Here is a 17,478-nt window from a genome sequence, read left to right as displayed (position 1 = left end):
CCAAGGGCCCCGCTTGAAGCGGGGCCTTTCTTTTGGTCCCTCTCCTGATCGAGGGCACGAGTTTGAATCCCGCGCCGCCCACGCCGACAATGGCGCCCCCTGAACTCTGGCCGCAATCCCCATGCCCATCCTCCGCATGACCGACCTCGACCTTGCCGGCAAGCGCGTGCTGGTCCGCCAGGACCTCAACGTGCCGGTGGCCGACGGTCGCGTGACGTCCGACCAGCGCATCCTCGCGTCGCTGCCGACGCTGAAGGCGCTGCTCGATGCCGGCGCCGCGGTGATGGTGATGTCGCACCTCGGCCGGCCGACGGAAGGCAGCTGGAGCGAGGCCGATTCGCTGGCGCCGGTGGCGGCGCGACTGTCGGAGCTGCTGGGCCGCGAGGTGCCGCTGCTGCGGGATTACCTCGACGGCGTCGAGGTCGCGCCCGGCCAGCTGGTGCTGCTGGAGAACTGCCGCATGAACGCCGGCGAGAAGGCCGACGACGATGCCCTGTCGAAGCGCTACGCCGCGCTGTGCCACGTCTTCGTCATGGACGCCTTCGGCACCGCGCACCGCGCCCAGGCGTCCACCCACGGTGTGATCCGCCACGCCGCGCAGGCCGCGGGCGGTCCGCTGCTGATGGCCGAGATCGACGCCCTGGGCAAGGCGCTCAAGGAGCCAGCGCGTCCGATGCTGGCGATCGTGGCCGGCTCCAAGGTCTCGACCAAGCTCGAGCTGCTGTCGTCGCTGGTCGGCAAGGTCGACCAGCTGATCGTCGGCGGCGGCATCGCCAACACCTTCATCGCCGCCATGGGGCACGGTGTCGGCAGCTCGCTGCACGAAGCCGACCTCATCGACACCGCGAAGCAGATCATGGCCGACGCCCGCGCCCGCGGCGCCGACATCCCGGTGCCGACCGACGTGGTGGTGGCGCCGGCCTTCGCCGCCGACGCACCGGCGACGGTCAAGGCGGTGGATGCCATCGCCGAGGGCGAAATGGTGCTCGACATCGGCCCCGAAACCGCCGCGCGCTATGCGGAGATGATCGCTTCGGCCGGCACCGTGGTCTGGAACGGGCCGGTGGGCGTGTTCGAGTTCGACGCCTTCGGCAAGGGCACCGAAACGCTGGCGCGCGCGATCGCGGCGTCGAAGGCGTTCTCGATCGCCGGCGGCGGCGACACCCTGGCCGCGGTCGACAAGTACGGCATCGCCGACGGCGTGTCCTACATCTCCACCGGCGGCGGCGCCTTCCTCGAGTTCCTTGAAGGCAAGGCGCTGCCGGCGGTCGTGGCGCTGGAGCAGCGCGGCGGCTGACTGGAAACGGCCCGGCGGACCGGCCCGGGCCGAAGCGCGGCATCCGATCGCCATGTGGCTCGGCTAGCATTGGGGTCCGTTCCCGAATCGCCCAGCGCAAGGCCCAGCATGTCCGAATACCGCCGCGGTACCCGCATCCTCGCCACGTTGGGTCCCGCAAGCGATGCGCCGGGCGTGCTCGACGCGCTCGTGCGCGCGGGCGTCAACGCGGTGCGGCTGAACTTCTCTCACGGTGTGCCGGCCGATCATGTGCGGCGCGCGCAGGAGGTCCGCGAGGCCGCGGCGCGGGCCGGGGTCGAGGTCGGCATCCTTGCCGACCTGCCGGGTCCCAAGATCCGCATCGACCGCTTCGAGGGTGGTCGCGTGCAGCTTGGCGCGGGCGATCGCTTCGAACTGTATGCCCGCGAAAACGCGCCTCCGGGCGGCGTCGGCGGCGTCGGCGTCAGCTACCTCGGGCTGCCGGGCGACGTGGCCGAGGGCGATGTGCTGCTGCTCGATGACGGGATGGTGCAGCTGCGCGTGCTGTCGGTCGAGGGCGACACCATCGCCACCACCGTGCTCAACGACGGCGTGCTCTCCGATCGCAAGGGCCTGAACAAGCAAGGCGGCGGCCTGTCCCTGGGTGCGATCACCGAACTCGACCGCGAGCTGATCAAGGTCGCGGCCGACATCGGCGTCGACTTCATCGCCGTGTCCTTCTGCCGCACCGCCGACGACATGCACGAGGCGCGTCGGGTCGCGCACAGCCACGGCTGCGATGCCGCCCTGGTGTCGAAGATCGAGCGCGCCGAGGCGATCGAGAACCTGGCCGAGATCATCGACGCCAGCGACGTGGTCATGGTCGCGCGCGGTGACCTTGGCGTTGAAATCGGCGACGCCGAGCTTCCGGGCATCCAGAAGAAGATCATCCGCGAAACCCTGGCCCGCAACCGGGTGGTGATCACAGCCACCCAGATGCTGCAGTCGATGGTGGAAAGCCCGATGCCGACGCGTGCCGAGGTGCTGGACGTGGCCAACGCCGTGATCGACGGCACCGACGCGGTGATGCTTTCGGCCGAGAGCGCCGCCGGCGCATATCCGGTGGCCGCGGTGGAGGCGATGAGCCGGATCTGCGTCGGCGCCGAGAAGCAGTTCGAACACGACACCGATTTCGAAGCGGCCCAGCGCGGGCTGCAGCGCGCCGACCAGGCGATCGCGATGGGCGCCATGTTCCTCAGCGAGCACATCGGCGTGGCCGCGATCGTGGCCATGACCGAATCAGGCGGCACCGCGCGCTTCCTGTCGCGCTTCCGCTCCAGTGCGCCGATCTATGCGTTCTCGCGCCATGCCGGCGCGCGCAGGCGCATGAGCCTGATGCGCGACGTGTTCCCGATGGCCCACGACAGTCGCGGCCAGGGCGCCCGCGAGGCCGCGCGCGACGCCGTGGGCCTGCTGGTGGCCGCCGGCCTGCTGTCGTCCGGCGACCGCGTGGTGTTCACCAGCGGCGAAGCCATGGAAACCCACGGCGCAACGAACACCCTGCGCCTGCTGCAGGTCGGCGATGACGGCGGCGCCGAGGGCCTCGGCAGCCTGTGACCGCACCCTTCCTGGCTTTGTAGGAGCAGCTATAGCTGCTCCTACAAAGGGGGGCGGCTGTGGCGGCTGCCACGGGGGCGTGCCGGGGGCGACCGGCTATACTGGCCGGCCCTGCCGCCTGCCCGGAGTCCCGAAGAATGAGCATCGAACAGCTTGCCGAAACCGCCCTCGCCATGGTCGCCCCGGGCAAGGGCATCATCGCCATCGACGAGTCCTCCGGCACGATCGCCAAGCGCTTCGCCGGCGTCGGCATCGAGAACACCGAGGAGAACCGCCGCGCCTACCGCGAGCTGCTCCTGACCACGCCGGACCTGTCGGAGTACATCAGCGGCGCGATCCTGTTCGACGAGACCCTGCGCCAGAAGACGAAGGACGGCGTGCCCTTCGCCCAGTACATGACCGAGAACGGCATGATCCCGGGCATCAAGGTCGACAAGGGCACGCATGCCCTGGCCGGTTTCCCGGGTGAAGTCGTGACCGAAGGCCTCGACGGCCTGCGCTCGCGCCTGGAGGAGTACTACAAGCTCGGCGCCCGCTTCGCCAAGTGGCGCGCGGTGATCAACATCGGCGACGACGTGCCCTCGGGCACCTGCATCGAGGCCAACGCCCACGCCCTGGCGCGCTATGCCGCGCTTTGCCAGGAGCAGGGCCTGGTGCCGATGGTCGAGCCGGAAGTGCTGATCGACGGCAACCACGACATCGAGACCTGCTACGAAGTCAGCGAGGTCACCCTGCGCGCGCTGTTCGACGCCTTGTACAACCAGAACGTGGCCCTCGAGGGCACGATCCTGAAGGCCTCGATGGTGCTGCCGGGCAAGGACAGCGGTGAGCTGGCGCCGGTGGAAGAGGTCGCCGAAGCCACCCTGATGTGCCTGAAGTCGGCGGTGCCGGCGATCCTCCCGGGCATCGTGTTCCTGTCCGGCGGCCAGTCCGACGAGGACGCCACCGCGCACCTGGACGCCATGAACCGCATGGGCCCGAACCCGTGGCCGCTGTCGTTCTCCTACGGCCGTGCCATGCAGTCGGCCGCGCTGAAGCTGTGGTCGCAGGACCTGGTCGGCAACTACGACAAGGCACAGGCCACCGTGTACGAGCGCGCCAAGGCCAACGGCCTGGCGGCGCTGGGGCAGTGGTCGCGCGGCTGATCGCGTTATCGGCGCGTGTCCGCGCCATCACGCACGAAAAAGGGCGGCCATGGCCGCCCTTTTTCATGGTCACGAATCAGCAGCAGTGTGTAGGAGCAGCTATAGCTGCTCCTGCACAGGCGGGAGACTGCGGCCGGGAATCAGGGCAACCCGGCCAGCCACTCGTCGTCGCTGCCCTCGGCGACGCCCTCGAACAGCGGGGTCGAGAAGTAGCGCTCTCCGGTATCCGGCAGCATCGCCAGGATCACCGCGCCTTCCTCGGCATCCTTCGCCACGTCCAGTGCCGCGGCGACGGTCGCCCCGGCCGAGATGCCTGCGAAAATCCCTTCCTCCGCCGCCAGCTTGCGCGCGGTGGCGATGGCAACGTCGTCGGCCACGGACAGCACGCGGTCGGCGGCTTCGCGGTTGAGCACTTCGGGAATGAAGTCCGGGGTCCAGCCCTGGATCTTGTGGGGGGTGAAGTCGGCACCCTGGAGCATGGCGGCCACGGCCGGCTCCGCGGCCACGACTTCGACCCCGGGCCGGGCCAGCTTGAGCATTTCGCCCACGCCGGTGAGGGTTCCGCCCGTGCCCCAGCCGCTGACGAAATGATCCAGGCGGCGGCCTGCGAAGTCCTGCAGGATCTCGGCGGCCGTGGTGTTGCGGTGGTACGCCGGGTTGGCCGGGTTGGCGAACTGGTCGGCCAGGAACCAGCCGTGTTCGTCGGCCAGTTCCTTCGCCTTGCGCACCATGCCGGTGCCGCGCTCGGCGGCCGGGGTCAGGATCACCTTGGCGCCATAGGCGCGCATCAGCTTGCGGCGTTCGACCGAGAAGCTCTCGGCCATGGTGGCCACGAACTTGTAGCCACGCGCGGCGCAGACCATAGCCAGGGCCACGCCGGTGTTGCCGGAGGTGGCTTCGACCACGGTGTCGCCGGGCTTCAGCAGCCCGCGCTGCTCGGCGTCGAGGATGATGGCAAGCGCCAGCCGGTCCTTGACCGAGCCGCCGGGGTTGAAGGATTCGACCTTCGCATACAGCGTCACCCCTTGGGGCGCGATGCGGTTCAGGCGCACGACGGGCGTGCCGCCGATGGTGTCGAGGATGTTTTCGTGGATCATGGCGTCGTCCTGGGTTTGTGGGAGGGACGTGTCCCCGGGTCCGTCCGCGGGGCAGGGCCAGAGTGCGCCGTAACGCACGAGGGCGCCACCGGTTGACCGGAACGGCGCATTCCGCGCACGGGCCTCATGGCATACGTCGCCGACACACGGGGTCGATAGAATGCACGGCTTCCCTTTGCCGCTGCTGCCCACGATGTCCGACGCCCCCATTTTCCGCTCCGGCCCAAAGGCCTGTTGCGCCATCCTGCTTGCCCTGGTCCTCGCGGCCTGCGGCGCGGAGGGCGAGGCAGACAGCCAGGGCGGTGGCCCGCCCGCGGTGGTGGTGACGACCGCGGCGGTGTCCACCCGGCCTTTCAACGACCGCATCCGCGCGTTGGGCACGGTGAAGGCGCGCGAAGCGGTGGAAGTGACCGCCAAGGTCAGCGAAACCGTGGACCGGGTGCATTTCGAAAGCGGCGACGTGGTGGCCGCCGGCGCGCCGCTGGTCACGCTCAGCGGCGAACAGCAGCAGGCGTCGCTGGCCGCGGCCCGTGCCACAGCCAAAGAGGCCGACAGCATGCTGAAGCGCCAGCAGGAACTCGCCGCGCAGCAGCTGATCGCGCGCGCAACGCTGGACACCCAGCGCGCCACCCGCGACAGCGCGCTGGCCCAGGTGCGGCAGATCGAAGCCAACCTCAGCGACCGCGTGGTCCGCGCGCCATTTGCCGGCGTGCTTGGCGTGCGTCAGGTCAGCCCCGGCGCCCTGATCACGCCCGGGACCGTGGTCGCGACCCTCGACGACCTGTCATCGGTCTACGTGGACTTCCCGGTGCCCGAGGCCCACCTGTCGCACGTGGCCACCGGCCAGCGCATCACCGGCACCAGCACCGCCTGGCGCGGCCGCGGCTTCGAGGGCGTGGTCAGCAACGTCGGTTCGCGCGTGGATGCGACCAGCCGTGCCTTCAGCGTGCGCGCCGATTTCGCGAATCCCGAACACCTGCTGCGTCCGGGCATGCTGATGCAGATCGAGCTCGAGCGCACCGAGCGCGAGGCGCTGCTGATCCCCGAGATCGCCGTGGTCCAGGTGGGCCGCGAGTCCTTCGTCTATCGCGTGCGGCCCGACGCCACCGTCGAACAGGTCGTGGTCATGATCGGCTCGCGTGCCGGCGGCATGGCCGAGATCGTCTCCGGCCTCGAGCCCGGCGAGCGCATCGTCGTCGACGGCACCGGCAAGCTGCGCGACGGCAGCGCGATCGTCGAAGCCGGGCCCGGCGAAGTGGATACCAGCGAAGCCGGCGGACCGGGCGAGGGCTGAGCCATGATGCTGTCCGACCTCTCCATCCGCCGCCCCGTGTTCGCGACGGTGATGAGCCTGCTACTGATGGTCATCGGGGTGATGGCGTTTTCGCGCCTGACCCTGCGCGAGCTGCCGGCGATCGATCCGCCGATCGTCTCGGTGGACGTCAACTATCCCGGCGCGTCCGCGGCGGTGGTCGAGACACGCATCACCCAGGTGCTGGAGGACGCCCTTTCGGGCATCGAAGGCATCGAGATCATCCAGTCGCGCAGCCGCAACGGGCGCTCGTCGGTGACCCTGGAATTCACGCTGAACCGCGACATCGAGGCCGCGGCCAACGACGTCCGCGACGCCATCAGCGGCGTCGCCGACCGCATGCCGGACGAGGCCGACCCGCCCGAGGTCGAAAAGGCCGACAGCGATTCCGACACCATCATCTGGCTCAACATGAGCTCGGCGACGATGGACACGCTGGAGTTGTCCGACTACGCCGACCGCTACATCGTCGACCGCCTGTCGAGCCTGGACGGCGTGGCCCAGGTGCGGATCGGCGGCCGCCAGCGCTATGCGATGCGCGTGTGGCTGGACAGCGCGGCGATGGCCGCGCGCGGCATCACCCCCAACGACATCGAGTCGGCACTGCGCGCCGAGAACGTCGAGCTGCCCGCCGGGCGCATCGAGTCCGGCAGCCGCGACTTCACGCTCCGCGTCGAGCGCAGCTACGTCGAACCGCAGGACTTCGCCGCGATGCCGCTGCGCAAGGGCGCCGACGGCTACGTGGTGCGCCTGGGCGACGTGGCCGAGATCGAGCTGTCCTCCGCCGAGCGGCGCGCGTATTACCACAGCAACGGCCAGCCCAATATCGGCCTGGGCATCGTCAAGACCTCGACCGCCAACGCGCTGGACGTGACCCGCTTGGCGCGCGCGGCCGCGGTGGAAATCCAGAAGTCGCTGCCCGAGGGCACCAGTATCTTCGTCGCCTACGACGATACGGTGTTCATCGAGGAGTCGATCAAGCGCGTCTACTGGACGCTGATCGAGGCGATGGCCCTGGTGCTGGTGGTGATCTGGCTGTTCCTGGGCAGCTTCCGCGCGGCGCTGATCCCGGCGGTGACGGTGCCGGTCTGCCTGCTGGCGGCCTTCATCCCGCTGCTGCTGTTCGGCTACTCGATCAACCTGCTGACGCTCCTGGCCCTGGTGCTGGCGATCGGCCTGGTGGTGGACGACGCGATCGTGGTGCTGGAGAACATCCAGCGCCGCGTGGACCTGGGCGAGCCGCGGCTGGTCGCATCGCAGCGCGGCACAAAGCAGGTGGCGTTCGCGGTGATCGCGACCACTACGGTGCTGGTGGCGGTGTTCCTGCCGGTGGGCTTCATGGAGGGCAACACCGGCCGCCTGTTCCGCGAACTGTCGGTGGCGCTGGCCGGTGCGGTGGCGCTGTCGGCCTTCGTCGCGCTGACGCTGACGCCGATGATGGCCTCGAAGATGGTGCGCCCGCACAGCGAGGAGAAGTCGAACCCGGTCAACCGCTGGTTCAATGCGCGCCTGGGCGCGGTCACCGGTGCCTACGGGCGCGCGCTGGCGTGGATGGCGGACCAGCGGCCGCGCCGGGTGCTGGCGGGGATGCTGCTGGTGATGCTGGCCTGCCTGGCCGGGTCCTGGGGCCTGTCGCGCGTGGTGCCTTCGGAGCTGGCGCCGGCCGAGGACCGCGGTTCGTTCTTCGTCTCGATCGTCGGGCCCGAGGGCGCCGGCTTCGACTACACCGTGCAGCAGGTGCAGGAGGTCGAGAAGGTGTTCGCCAAGCGGGTGGCCGAGGAAGGCAGTGCGATCCGTCGCTACAACACCCGCGCGCCGGGCGGCTGGGGAGCGAGCGAGGAGATGCATACCGGCAACGTGATCGTATTCCTCGAGGACTGGGACAAGCGCGGGCAGAGCACGGCCGAGGTCGCCGACTCGCTGCGCTCCGAACTCGGCACCCTGAGCGGCGTGCAGGCGCAGCCGCGCGTGGGCGGCGGTCTCGTGGGCAGCCGCGGGCAACCGATCCAGATGGTGCTCGGTGGGCCGGAGTACGAGGAAATCTCGGGGTGGCGCGACCTGGTGATGCAGCGCATGGAGGCGCATCCGGGCTTCTTCTCGGTCGACTCCGATTACAAGGAAACGCGGCCGCAGATGCGCGTGAACATCGACCGCGTGCGCGCCGCCGACCTCGGCGTGAGCGTCACCGACATCGGCCGCGCGCTGGAAACCATGATGGGCGGCCGCCGCGTCACCACCTTCGTCCAGGAGGGCGAGGAGTACGACGTGCTGGTGCAGGCCGGCCGCGCCGGCCGCGCCGAGCCGGCTGACCTGGCCGCGATCGAAGTCCGTGCGCGCAGCGGCGAGCTGGTGCCGCTGTCCAACCTGGTGACGCTGTCTGAACTCGCCGAGGCGGGCAGCCTCAACCGCTTCAACCGGATGCGTGCGATCACCGTCACCGCCGGCCTTGCGCCGGGCTATCCGATGGGCGATGCGCTGGCCTTCCTCGAAGACGTCGTGCGCACCGAGCTTCCCGACTACGCCCAGGTGGACTGGAAGGGCGAGTCGCGCGAGTTCACCAAGGCCGGCGGCGCGGTGCTGCTGACCTTCACCCTGGCGCTGCTGGTGGTCTACCTGGTGATGGCGGCGCAGTTCGAAAGCTTCGTGCATCCCTTCGTGATCATGCTGACGGTGCCGCTGGCGGTGCTGGGCGCGCTGCTCGGGCTGGCATTGACGGGCGGCACGATCAACCTCTTCAGCCAGATCGGCGTGGTGATGCTGATCGGCCTGGCGGCCAAGAACGGGATCCTGATCGTCGAGTTCGCCAACCAGCTGCGCGACGAGGGGCGCAACATTGGCCAGGCCATCGTCGAGTCGGCGACCGTGCGCCTGCGCCCGATCCTGATGACCGCGATCGCCACCGCGGCGGGCGCCCTGCCGCTGGTGCTGGCGGGTGGCCCCGGTTCGGCCAGCCGCGCCACCATCGGCGTGGTGATCATCGCGGGCGTGGCGTTCTCCACGCTGCTGTCGCTGTTCGTGGTGCCGGCCCTGTACACCTTGTTCGCACCGTTCACGAGCTCGCCGGAAGCGGTGGCACAGGAGCTCGAGAAGCAGCAGCGCGAAGTGCCGAGCGTGGGCGGACACGCCTGAGCCACCGGCCGCGTTCGCGCGGCCGGTTCGCATTTGCCCGCTGATCGTGGAGAATCGGGCCGGTTCCGGCCAAGGTGAACATGGCGCCGGTGCATCGCGATCCACCACCGGAGCCAGCACTTGGACGAGATCCTCAACACCTTGAACGGCCTGATCTGGAGCAAGGCGCTGATCGCGCTGTGCTTGGGCGCGGGCCTGTACTTCTCCATCCGTACCCGCTTCATGCAGCTGCGCAGCGTGCCCGAGATGATCCGCCTGCTGCTGTCGGGCAAGTCGTCGGAAGCCGGCGTGTCTTCGTTCCAGGCACTGGCGATGTCGCTGTCGGGGCGGGTGGGTATCGGCAACATCGCAGGCGTCGCGACCGCGATCGCCTTCGGTGGCCCGGGTGCGGTGTTCTGGATGTGGGTGATGGCTTTCCTCGGCGCGTCGACGTCCTTCGTGGAGTCGACGCTTGCGCAGATCTACAAGGAGAAGGACGACGAAGGCCGCTACCGCGGCGGCCCGGCGTACTACATCGAAAAGGCGATGGGGCAGAAGTGGTACGCGTGGCTGTTCGCGGTCGTCACCATCGTTGCCGCAGGGTTCTTCCTGCCGGGCGTGCAGGCCAACGGCATCGCTTCGGGCATGGAGAATGCCTGGGGTATCGCGCCTTCGGTGACCGCCACGGGCGTCGTGCTGGCGTTGGGCTTCATCATCTTCGGCGGCGTCAAGCGCATCGCGCGCTTCGCCGAAGTAGTGGTGCCGTTCATGGCCCTGGCCTACATGCTGGTGGCCTTCGTGGTCATGGTGCTCAACGCCGAACAGGTGCCGGAGATGTTCAGGCTGATCTTCCGCAGCGCCTTCGGCATGGAGGCGGGCTTCGGCGCGATGCTCGGCCTGGCGGTGGAGTGGGGCGTGAAGCGCGGCATCTATTCGAACGAAGCCGGACAGGGCACCGGCCCGCACGCCGCCGCCGCCGCCGAGGTCTCGCACCCGGCCAAGCAGGGTTACGTGCAGGCGTTTTCGATCTACGTCGATACGCTGCTGGTGTGTTCCGCCACGGCGTTCATGATCCTCTCCACCGGCATGTACAACGTCGGCATGCCCGACGGCGCGATGCTGGTCGAGGCGCTGCCCGGCATCGAGGCCGGGCCGGGCTTCGCGCAGGCGGCGGTGGAGTCGGTGCTGCCCGGCTACGGCGCGGGCTTCGTGGCGCTGGCGCTGCTGTTCTTCGCCTTCACCACGATCGTCGCCTACTACTACATGGCCGAAACCAATATCGCCTACATCAACCGGAAGGTGCATCGCCCGTGGATGACGCTGGTGCTGCGCGTGGCCATCCTGCTCGCGGTGATCGTGGGCGCGGTGCGTTCCGCGGGCGCGGCCTGGACGCTGGGTGACATCGGCGTGGGGCTGATGGCCTGGCTCAACATCGTCGCGATCCTGATCCTGCAGAAGCCGGCGCTGCTGGCGCTGCGCGATTACGAGCGGCAGAAGAAGCAGGGCCTGGACCCGACCTTCGACCCGGAGTCGCTGGGCATCCGCAACGCCGCCTTCTGGGTGCGCGGGAAGAAGGACTGACATGGCGAAGGCCGGTGGCAACGACGAGGTCCGCCTGCATGGCCTGAACGCCGTGCAGGCGGTGTTCGCGCGCCGCCCGGCGGCGATCCGCAAGCTGTACCTGGCCGAGGCGCTGATCCCGCGCCTGCAGCCGCTGCTGAAGTGGTGCGTGGCCAACCGCGTCGGCTACCGCGTGGTGGATGAAGACGACCTGCGCAAGCTCGCGGCCAGCAGCCACCACGAGGGCGTGGTCGCCGACGTGCTGCGCGAAGCGCCGGTCGCGCTGACTACGTGGCTGCAGGACGTGGGCGAAGGCCCGGTCTGCGCGCTGTGGCTGGACGGCGTCGGCAACCCGCACAACCTGGGCGCGATCCTGCGTTCGGCGGCGAACTTCGGTGCCACGGTGTTCCTGCCCAAGCACTCCCCGCTGCAGCTGTCGGGCGCTGCCGCGCGGGTGGCCGAGGGCGGTGCGGAAGCGGTGCCGCTGGTGCGCCTGGGCCGCGAGGACAACGCCATCGCCCAGCTGCGCGGCGCCGGCTTCACGCTGGCCGCAACCGTGGTGCGTGGCGGTGGTGACGTCTTCGCCACCGAGCTGCCGCCACGGCTGGTCTATGTGCTGGGCGCCGAGAGCGAAGGCATGTCCGAGGCGCTGGCCGATGCCTGCGACCTGCGCGTCTCCATCCCAGGCACGGGCGCCGTCGAAAGCCTCAACGTCTCCGCCGCTACCGCGGTGCTGCTCGCCCGTTGGTGGCAGGCGCGCGACTGAGGTTTCCCGGAGGGGTGGGGCCGGGAAAAGCTTTTGCCACGGATTTGCACGGATCGGCCGCGGATTTACACGGATCAGGCCGAAGCAAGGTCGCTGCCGGAAACCGTTCCCGAAACAAAAGTCGGCCAGAGCGTGATGCGGATGCTTGCCTTGGCCTGATCCGTGTAAATCCGCGTAAATCCGTGGCAAAAAAGCCCTTTGCCGTCAGGTCACGGCGTCACGGCGTCACGGCCGGCGCGCTGCCGAAATCTCCTTCCGCATCCGCCGCCAGGTACGCGAACACCGCATACGCTGCGGCGTTCTGCGCCAGCGCCGCCGGGTCGATCTTGTCCAGGGTGTCGTCCGGCGTGTGGTGCAGGTCGAAGTAGTCGGTGCCGTCCTGGCCGAGCCAGGCCCAGGTGGCGCCGGCGCCGGAGATGCCGATCACGTCGGGACCGGGGCCGCCTTCGTCGGAGCGCTCGATGCCCAGCGGCGCGAGTGCCTCGGCGATGCGGGCCTCGGCGGCTTCGGCGTGGGCCGGCGCGCCGGTGTTGAAGGCGTAGATGCGGCCGGCGCCGAAGTCGCTCTCGGCGACCAACTGGTGGCGCGCGACGTCGGCGCCGTGCTTCTCCGCGTAGGCGAACCCGCCGAGCAGGCCCTGCTCCTCGTTGGCGAAGGCGACCACGCGGATGCTGCGTGCCGGGCGCCGTTCGAGCGCCGCGATGTGCACCGCCGCCGCCATGGTGATGCCGACGCCGGCGGCGTCGTCGACCGCGCCGGTGCCGAGGTCCCAGGAGTCGAGGTGCGCGCCGATCAGCACCACCTCGTCCGGGCGACTGGCGCCGGTCATCTCGCCGATCACGTTCTGCGAGGTGTATTCGCCGTCCCAGCCGCAGTCCAGGGCCAGGCTGATGCGCACCGGACCGCGCTTGAGCAGGCGCGTGAGCTGGTCGGCGTCGGGTACCGACAGCGCCGCGGCCGGTACCGGTTCCAGGCCGTCGTCAAAGCGGGTGATGCCGGTGTGCGGGTTGCGGTGCGAGTCGGTGCCGGCCGAACGCATGATGAAGCCGATGGCGCCGGCGCGGATCGCTTCCGACGGACCGCGGCTGCGCACGCGCGAACCCGGGCCGTAGCCGCTGCCGTCGCGGGCGCGCTCCATGCGATAGTCGACGAAGGCGATTTTTCCGGCCAGCGACCCTGCCGGAGCCGCTTCCAGCTCCGCCAGGCCGGCGAAGCGCACGATTTCGCCCTCGACCGTGCCGCCGGGACTGCCGCCAAGCGCGGTCAGGGCCAGCGGCTGGGCGTTGGCGCCCAGGACCGCGGCGTGCTCACTGCGGCGCACCCACTTCGGGAACGTGACCGGCTCGGTCCAGACGCGGTCGAAGCCGAGCTCGGTGAACTTCGCTTTCGCCCACTCCACCGCGCGCGCATCGGCCTCGCTGCCGGCCAGGCGCGGGCCGATCTCGGTGGTCAGCGATTCGGTGATGTCCCAGGCGAGCGGGCTTGCCAGCGCGGCCTCGCGCAGTCGCGCCGCCGTCGCCATGGACGCGTCGGGAATGCGGGTTTCAACCGACGGCGACGTGGCGGTCGGGGCCGCGCCATCGGCGGCGATGGCGGCGGTGGCCGGGATCATGGACGCGGCGATCGCCACGGTGAGCAACATCGGGACCAGGCGCATGACGCTCCGCTGCACTGAAAGGACGAAGCCGCGAGCTTAACAAGCCGCGGCTCCGTGTCGATGTGCGTGAAGTCCTGCCCGGTGGGCGGGCGCGCTATCGCTTCAGCGAATCGCGGATCTCGCGCAGCAGCAGTACGTCCTCGGACGGCTCCTCGGGTGCAGCCGGTGCTTCCTCGGGCTTGCGGCTCATGCGGTTGATCGCCTTGACCACCATGAAGATCGCGAAGGCGACGATCACGAACTGGATCAGCGCGTTGATGAACTCGCCGTAGCCGATCACCACCGCCGGCACCACTTCGCCGGCGGCGTCCACGGTTTCGGCCTTGAGGGTGAGGACAAGCTCGGAGAAGTCGACTCCACCGATAAGCATGCCGATCGGCGGCATGATCACGTTGTCCACCAGCACGGTCACGATCTTGCCGAACGCGGCGCCGATGACCACGCCGACGGCGAGGTCGACGACGCTGCCGCGCATCGCGAACTCCTTGAACTCACTCATCATGCCCATCGCGTTCTCCCTGGTCTTGCCGTTGGTGGCGATGGTCAGACTACACGCGCCGGCGCGATCCGGCAGCGCAGCACGATGGCGTCGTCCAGGCGGGCCTCGCATTCGTCACCCGGGACCAGGGCGGCCACCCCGGCCGGGGTGCCCATGAACACCAGGTCCCCGGCGCGCAGGGCATAGAGCTTCGACAGCTCGTGCAGGATGTCGGGCACGTCCCAGATCAGGTCCGACAGCGGCGCGGCCTGGCGCTCGACGCCGTTCACGGCCAGCGACAGGCGTCGCGGAGCCAGTTCGCCGATGTCTGCCGCAGGAACCAGTTCGCTCAGCGGCGCCGACTCGTCGAAGCCCTTGCCGGTGTCCCAGGGCAGGCCGGCCTTCTTGGCCGCGGCCTGCAGGTCGCGGCGGGTCAGGTCCAGGCCGACGCCGTAGCCGAACACAAGCGCCGTGGCGGTGGCGGGATCCAGCACGCCATCGGGCGCATCGCGGCCGAGCGCCACCACCAGCTCCACCTCATGGTGCAGGTCGGCGGTGGCGGGCGGGTAATGGATGGTGCTGCCGGTGGTCGCGGCATCGGCGGGCTTCATGAAAAACACCGGACTGCCGCGTTCGGCCTTCGAGGCCGGTGCCTGAGCGCCCATCTCGCGGGCGTGGTCGGCGAAGTTGCGGCCCACGCAGTACACGCGGCGCACGGGGAACTGGCCACCGCCGCGCACGGGCACGCGGGCCGGCGCCGGCGCGGGGATCACGTCGGTCATGAATGGCTCCAGGAACGGGCGCGCGCTGGCGCTCAGTAGGGCAGGGTATGCGCCGGCTTGTCGACGACGCGGTATTCGGCGTCGACCACGGTACCCACGCGCGCCTGCGGCTTGCCGCGACGGCTGAAGATGCGCCGGACCAGGCCAGCCGCGAGCATCGCCGTGCCGACCACCACGCCAAGCACCAGCAGCATGGCCAGAAGCGCCAGGCCAAGCAGGCCGACCGCCATGCGCAACAGCGGATGCCGCGGCTTGCGCGGCGCGAACATGGCGCCGAGCTGGCTCGCATCAAAGCGGGCGTGGAAGGTGCGGAAGCTGCTGTTGATCATGCGGTAATGCCAGAATGTGAGGACTTGGTGATGACGTGAGTATCAGGGCCATGGCTCCGGAAGATGTAAGTGAAACGTTAACCGCCGGTGAAACCGCGCCGCTGCTGACGCTCGACGCGCTGGCCGCCGGGGGCTTCGCGGAAGCCGAGGCCCTGGTCGACGGCGCCGCTGAATCGGTCATCCTCCATCGCGATGCCGGTGGCGACGTGCGTGCCTGGCTGAACATCTGCCCGCATGCCGGGCGACGCCTGGACTGGGCGCCGGGTCGCTTCCTGGAATCGAAGGACGGGCTGCTGGTGTGCGCCGTGCACGGCGCCAGCTTCGAGACCGTGGGTGGCGTTTGCGAAGCCGGCCCCTGCCGCGGCGAATCCCTGCGCGCCGTGGCCGTCGAAGTGCGCGACGGTGCCGTCTGGCTTGCCGCCACGCCCTGACGCGCTCTTGTAGGAGCAGCTATAGCTGCGACCGGTCCCTCCGGAGACGCTGATCGCCCGGAATGAGGGGGGCAGCTACCGGTCGGGTCGCTCAGAAAATCAGGTTCACAAGCGTCACCACCACCGCCAGGTAAACCGCCGACAGTGCGGCGCCCACGCGCCACAGGTCGCGGGCGGAGTAGTCGCCGGGGCCGGTCACCATCGACACCACCGGGTTGGATGCGGTCACCAGGTTATTCGAAGCCGACAGGGCCACGATCAGCGCGAACGCGGTCGGGTCGCCGCCTGCGGCCAGCGCCAGGTTGATCGCCAGCGGCACCATCACGATGGTCGCGCCAACGTGGCTGATGACCAGCGAGAACACCGAGGTCAGCGCGGCCACGGTAAGCTGGATCACCCACACCGGCAGCCCGCTGGGCAGCTCTTCGATCGTGTGGCCTGCGATCCAGGCCGCCGCGCCGCTGGTGTCCATGGCCCAGCCCAGGGGGATCAGGCAGGCCATCAGGAACACCGTCTTCCAGCTGATCGCCGAATAGGCCTCGTCCATTTTCAGCACGCCGCAGACCAGCATGCCGGCGACGCCGGTCATCAAGGCGATCGAGGTCGGCAGGTCCGAGCCCAGGGCGACCAGGATGGTGACCGCGAAGATCGCCATCGCGATCTTGAACTTGTGCGGCCGCTGCTCGCCCTTGGGATAGTCGGTGACCACCACGAAGTCGCGGTTGGCCGCGGTCTTGGCCAGGTCCTGCCAGATGCTGTGCAGGACCAGCATGTCGCCGGCGCGCAGCGGCAGGTTGCGGATGCCCTCGCGCAGCACCTCCTTGTCGCGGTTCACCGCCAGCAGGCTGATGCCGTAGTTCTTGCGCATGGCCAGTTCGGCCTGGGTCTTGCCGATGAATTTCGAGGTCGGTGGTACCACGGCTTCGGAGATGCCGGCGCGGCTGGGGTTGAACAGGTCGCCGAACTCGCGCAGCCGGCTCGACATGCGCAGCATGTTGTTCTGCGAGAAGTCCGCGATCTGCTGCCGCGGACCCATCGCACCGATCACGCTGCCGACCCAGATGCGGGCGTCCGCGGGCGGCGCCAGGCGCGAGTCGTTGCCGGTCTTCAGCGCCAGCAGCAGCGGCGCGCCGTGCAGGCTTTCGGCTTCGCCGAGCGCCATGCCGACCAGCGGGCTGTCGGCGCTGACGGTGAGTTCGAAGACGTCGCCCTCGATGCCGTAGGCGCGCGCAAAGTAGCTCTGCGTGCGTGCCGGGGTCACGCTGCCGTCGCTCTCGCCGCCGCCGCCCAGCAGCCTGTCGCCGAAGAAATGGAAATAGGCCAGCGCGAGCACCAGCAGGGTCAGGCCGATCGGCAGCGGCGCGAACATCGGCAGCGGCTCGAGCGTGGCCACGCCGGAGGGCAGGTTGGCATTGGCCGCGACCAGCAGGTCGTTGAGCAGGATCAGCGGGGAGTTGCCGACCATGGTCAGCGAGCCGCCCATGATGATCGCGGCGCAGATCGGCAGCAGGAAGCGCGACAGGCGCAGGCCGGTGCGCGAGGCCAGGCGCGAGGCGACCGGCAGGTACAGCGCCATCACCGACGGATTCTGCATGAACGACGAGTTGAGGCCGGCGATCGCCGAGGTGTAGAGCAGCAGCCGTTTCTCCGCGCCCTTGGACCGCCGCAGCAGCCAGGCCGCCAGGCGGTTGAGCGCGCCGGTGCGGTCCAGGCCCATGCCCAGGATCATGGTCGCGATGATGCTGATCACCGCGTTGGACGAGAAGCCGTTGAAGATGTCCTCGGGTGCGACCAGGCCGGTCAGGCCCAGCACCACCAGGACGACCAGCGCCACCAGGTCGGCGCGCACGCGTTCGAACAGGAACAGCCCCATCACCATCGCCACCAGCCCGAGGACGAGCTTCATGTCGGTGGTGAGGGCCAGCGTCTCCATGTCCTGCG

General features: G+C 69.5%; 14 protein-coding genes. 8 read left to right on the top strand and 6 right to left on the bottom strand.

Features of this window, described 5'->3' with window-relative positions:
• Positions 1-121 precede the first annotated feature (121 nt).
• The 3 genes from ACW7GZ_RS02445 to ACW7GZ_RS02435 all read left to right on the top strand — a co-directional run bounded on the left by ACW7GZ_RS02445 (position 122) and on the right by ACW7GZ_RS02435 (position 4,017).
• Positions 122-1,297 (top strand): phosphoglycerate kinase, encoded by a 1,176-nt coding sequence (locus ACW7GZ_RS02445; RefSeq protein ID WP_457001218.1) that lies wholly within the window; start codon positions 122-124, stop codon positions 1,295-1,297.
• A gap of 108 nt (positions 1,298-1,405) precedes the next feature.
• The gene (gene pyk, locus ACW7GZ_RS02440; RefSeq protein ID WP_457001220.1) at positions 1,406-2,872 is read left to right on the top strand and encodes a pyruvate kinase; all 1,467 of its coding nucleotides are present in this window, start codon (positions 1,406-1,408) and stop codon (positions 2,870-2,872) included.
• A gap of 137 nt (positions 2,873-3,009) precedes the next feature.
• Entirely contained in the window at positions 3,010-4,017 is a 1,008-nt protein-coding gene (locus ACW7GZ_RS02435; protein ID WP_457001222.1) for a class I fructose-bisphosphate aldolase, read from the top strand.
• 140 nt (positions 4,018-4,157) lie between these two features.
• Here ACW7GZ_RS02435 and cysK read toward each other — a convergent pair whose 3' ends face one another.
• The gene (cysK, locus tag ACW7GZ_RS02430; RefSeq protein ID WP_457001223.1) at positions 4,158-5,114 is read right to left on the bottom strand and encodes a cysteine synthase A; all 957 of its coding nucleotides are present in this window, start codon (positions 5,112-5,114) and stop codon (positions 4,158-4,160) included.
• A gap of 193 nt (positions 5,115-5,307) precedes the next feature.
• Here cysK and ACW7GZ_RS02425 point away from each other — a divergent pair, with 193 nt between their 5' ends.
• From ACW7GZ_RS02425 to ACW7GZ_RS02410, 4 genes are all read left to right on the top strand, one after another.
• Complete coding sequence (locus tag ACW7GZ_RS02425; protein WP_457001225.1) at positions 5,308-6,408, top strand: efflux RND transporter periplasmic adaptor subunit; 1,101 nt, start codon at positions 5,308-5,310, stop codon at positions 6,406-6,408.
• A 3-nt stretch (positions 6,409-6,411) separates the two neighbouring features.
• Complete coding sequence (locus ACW7GZ_RS02420; RefSeq protein ID WP_457001227.1) at positions 6,412-9,555, top strand: efflux RND transporter permease subunit; 3,144 nt, start codon at positions 6,412-6,414, stop codon at positions 9,553-9,555.
• A gap of 120 nt (positions 9,556-9,675) precedes the next feature.
• Positions 9,676-11,115, top strand: coding sequence for an alanine/glycine:cation symporter family protein (locus ACW7GZ_RS02415; RefSeq protein ID WP_457001228.1), 1,440 nt, complete (start codon positions 9,676-9,678; stop codon positions 11,113-11,115).
• Positions 11,015-11,860 (top strand): TrmH family RNA methyltransferase, encoded by an 846-nt coding sequence (locus tag ACW7GZ_RS02410; RefSeq protein ID WP_457002806.1) that lies wholly within the window; start codon positions 11,015-11,017, stop codon positions 11,858-11,860. Before ACW7GZ_RS02415 ends, ACW7GZ_RS02410 begins: the two co-directional genes overlap by 101 nt.
• A 217-nt stretch (positions 11,861-12,077) precedes the next feature.
• On the opposite strand, the gene ACW7GZ_RS02405 is transcribed toward ACW7GZ_RS02410, so the two are convergent.
• From ACW7GZ_RS02405 to ACW7GZ_RS02390, 4 genes are all read right to left on the bottom strand, one after another.
• Positions 12,078-13,472: a M28 family peptidase gene (locus tag ACW7GZ_RS02405; protein ID WP_457002808.1), complete on the bottom strand. Its 1,395-nt coding sequence runs from the start codon at positions 13,470-13,472 to the stop codon at positions 12,078-12,080.
• A gap of 139 nt (positions 13,473-13,611) precedes the next feature.
• Positions 13,612-14,025 carry a large-conductance mechanosensitive channel protein MscL gene (gene mscL / locus ACW7GZ_RS02400; RefSeq protein WP_457001230.1) on the bottom strand — a complete coding sequence of 138 codons (414 nt, stop codon included), beginning with the start codon at positions 14,023-14,025 and terminating at the stop codon, positions 13,612-13,614.
• A gap of 35 nt (positions 14,026-14,060) precedes the next feature.
• Positions 14,061-14,777: a fumarylacetoacetate hydrolase family protein gene (locus tag ACW7GZ_RS02395; protein WP_457007602.1), complete on the bottom strand. Its 717-nt coding sequence runs from the start codon at positions 14,775-14,777 to the stop codon at positions 14,061-14,063.
• Positions 14,778-14,809: 32 nt separating this feature from the next.
• Entirely contained in the window at positions 14,810-15,106 is a 297-nt protein-coding gene (locus ACW7GZ_RS02390) for a hypothetical protein (protein WP_457001233.1), read from the bottom strand.
• Between the two features lie 50 nt (positions 15,107-15,156).
• Here ACW7GZ_RS02390 and ACW7GZ_RS02385 point away from each other — a divergent pair, with 50 nt between their 5' ends.
• Positions 15,157-15,537, top strand: coding sequence for a Rieske (2Fe-2S) protein (locus tag ACW7GZ_RS02385; RefSeq protein ID WP_457007971.1), 381 nt, complete (start codon positions 15,157-15,159; stop codon positions 15,535-15,537).
• A gap of 91 nt (positions 15,538-15,628) precedes the next feature.
• Here the strand turns inward: ACW7GZ_RS02385 and ACW7GZ_RS02380 are convergent, their stop codons facing one another.
• On the bottom strand, positions 15,629-17,470 hold the full coding sequence (locus ACW7GZ_RS02380) for an SLC13 family permease (RefSeq protein WP_457001235.1): 1,842 nt from the start codon (positions 17,468-17,470) through the stop codon (positions 15,629-15,631).
• Positions 17,471-17,478: the final 8 nt, after the last annotated feature.

This window comes from Luteimonas sp. A537 (assembly GCF_054052065.1).
Note: the sequence above shows the minus strand (reverse complement) of the source record. Positions and strands in the feature narration are given on the sequence as shown.

Coding starts and splice junctions, on each gene's coding strand:
- ACW7GZ_RS02445 (WP_457001218.1), top strand. CDS start 122: ATGCCCATCCTCCGCATGACCGACCTCGACCTTGCCGGCAAGCGCGTG.
- pyk (WP_457001220.1), top strand. CDS start 1,406: ATGTCCGAATACCGCCGCGGTACCCGCATCCTCGCCACGTTGGGTCCC.
- ACW7GZ_RS02435 (WP_457001222.1), top strand. CDS start 3,010: ATGAGCATCGAACAGCTTGCCGAAACCGCCCTCGCCATGGTCGCCCCG.
- cysK (WP_457001223.1), bottom strand. CDS start 5,114: ATGATCCACGAAAACATCCTCGACACCATCGGCGGCACGCCCGTCGTG.
- ACW7GZ_RS02425 (WP_457001225.1), top strand. CDS start 5,308: ATGTCCGACGCCCCCATTTTCCGCTCCGGCCCAAAGGCCTGTTGCGCC.
- ACW7GZ_RS02420 (WP_457001227.1), top strand. CDS start 6,412: ATGATGCTGTCCGACCTCTCCATCCGCCGCCCCGTGTTCGCGACGGTG.
- ACW7GZ_RS02405 (WP_457002808.1), bottom strand. CDS start 13,472: ATGATCCCGGCCACCGCCGCCATCGCCGCCGATGGCGCGGCCCCGACC.
- mscL (WP_457001230.1), bottom strand. CDS start 14,025: ATGGGCATGATGAGTGAGTTCAAGGAGTTCGCGATGCGCGGCAGCGTC.
- ACW7GZ_RS02395 (WP_457007602.1), bottom strand. CDS start 14,777: ATGACCGACGTGATCCCCGCGCCGGCGCCGGCCCGCGTGCCCGTGCGC.
- ACW7GZ_RS02390 (WP_457001233.1), bottom strand. CDS start 15,106: ATGATCAACAGCAGCTTCCGCACCTTCCACGCCCGCTTTGATGCGAGC.
- ACW7GZ_RS02385 (WP_457007971.1), top strand. CDS start 15,157: ATGGCTCCGGAAGATGTAAGTGAAACGTTAACCGCCGGTGAAACCGCG.
- ACW7GZ_RS02380 (WP_457001235.1), bottom strand. CDS start 17,470: ATGGAGACGCTGGCCCTCACCACCGACATGAAGCTCGTCCTCGGGCTG.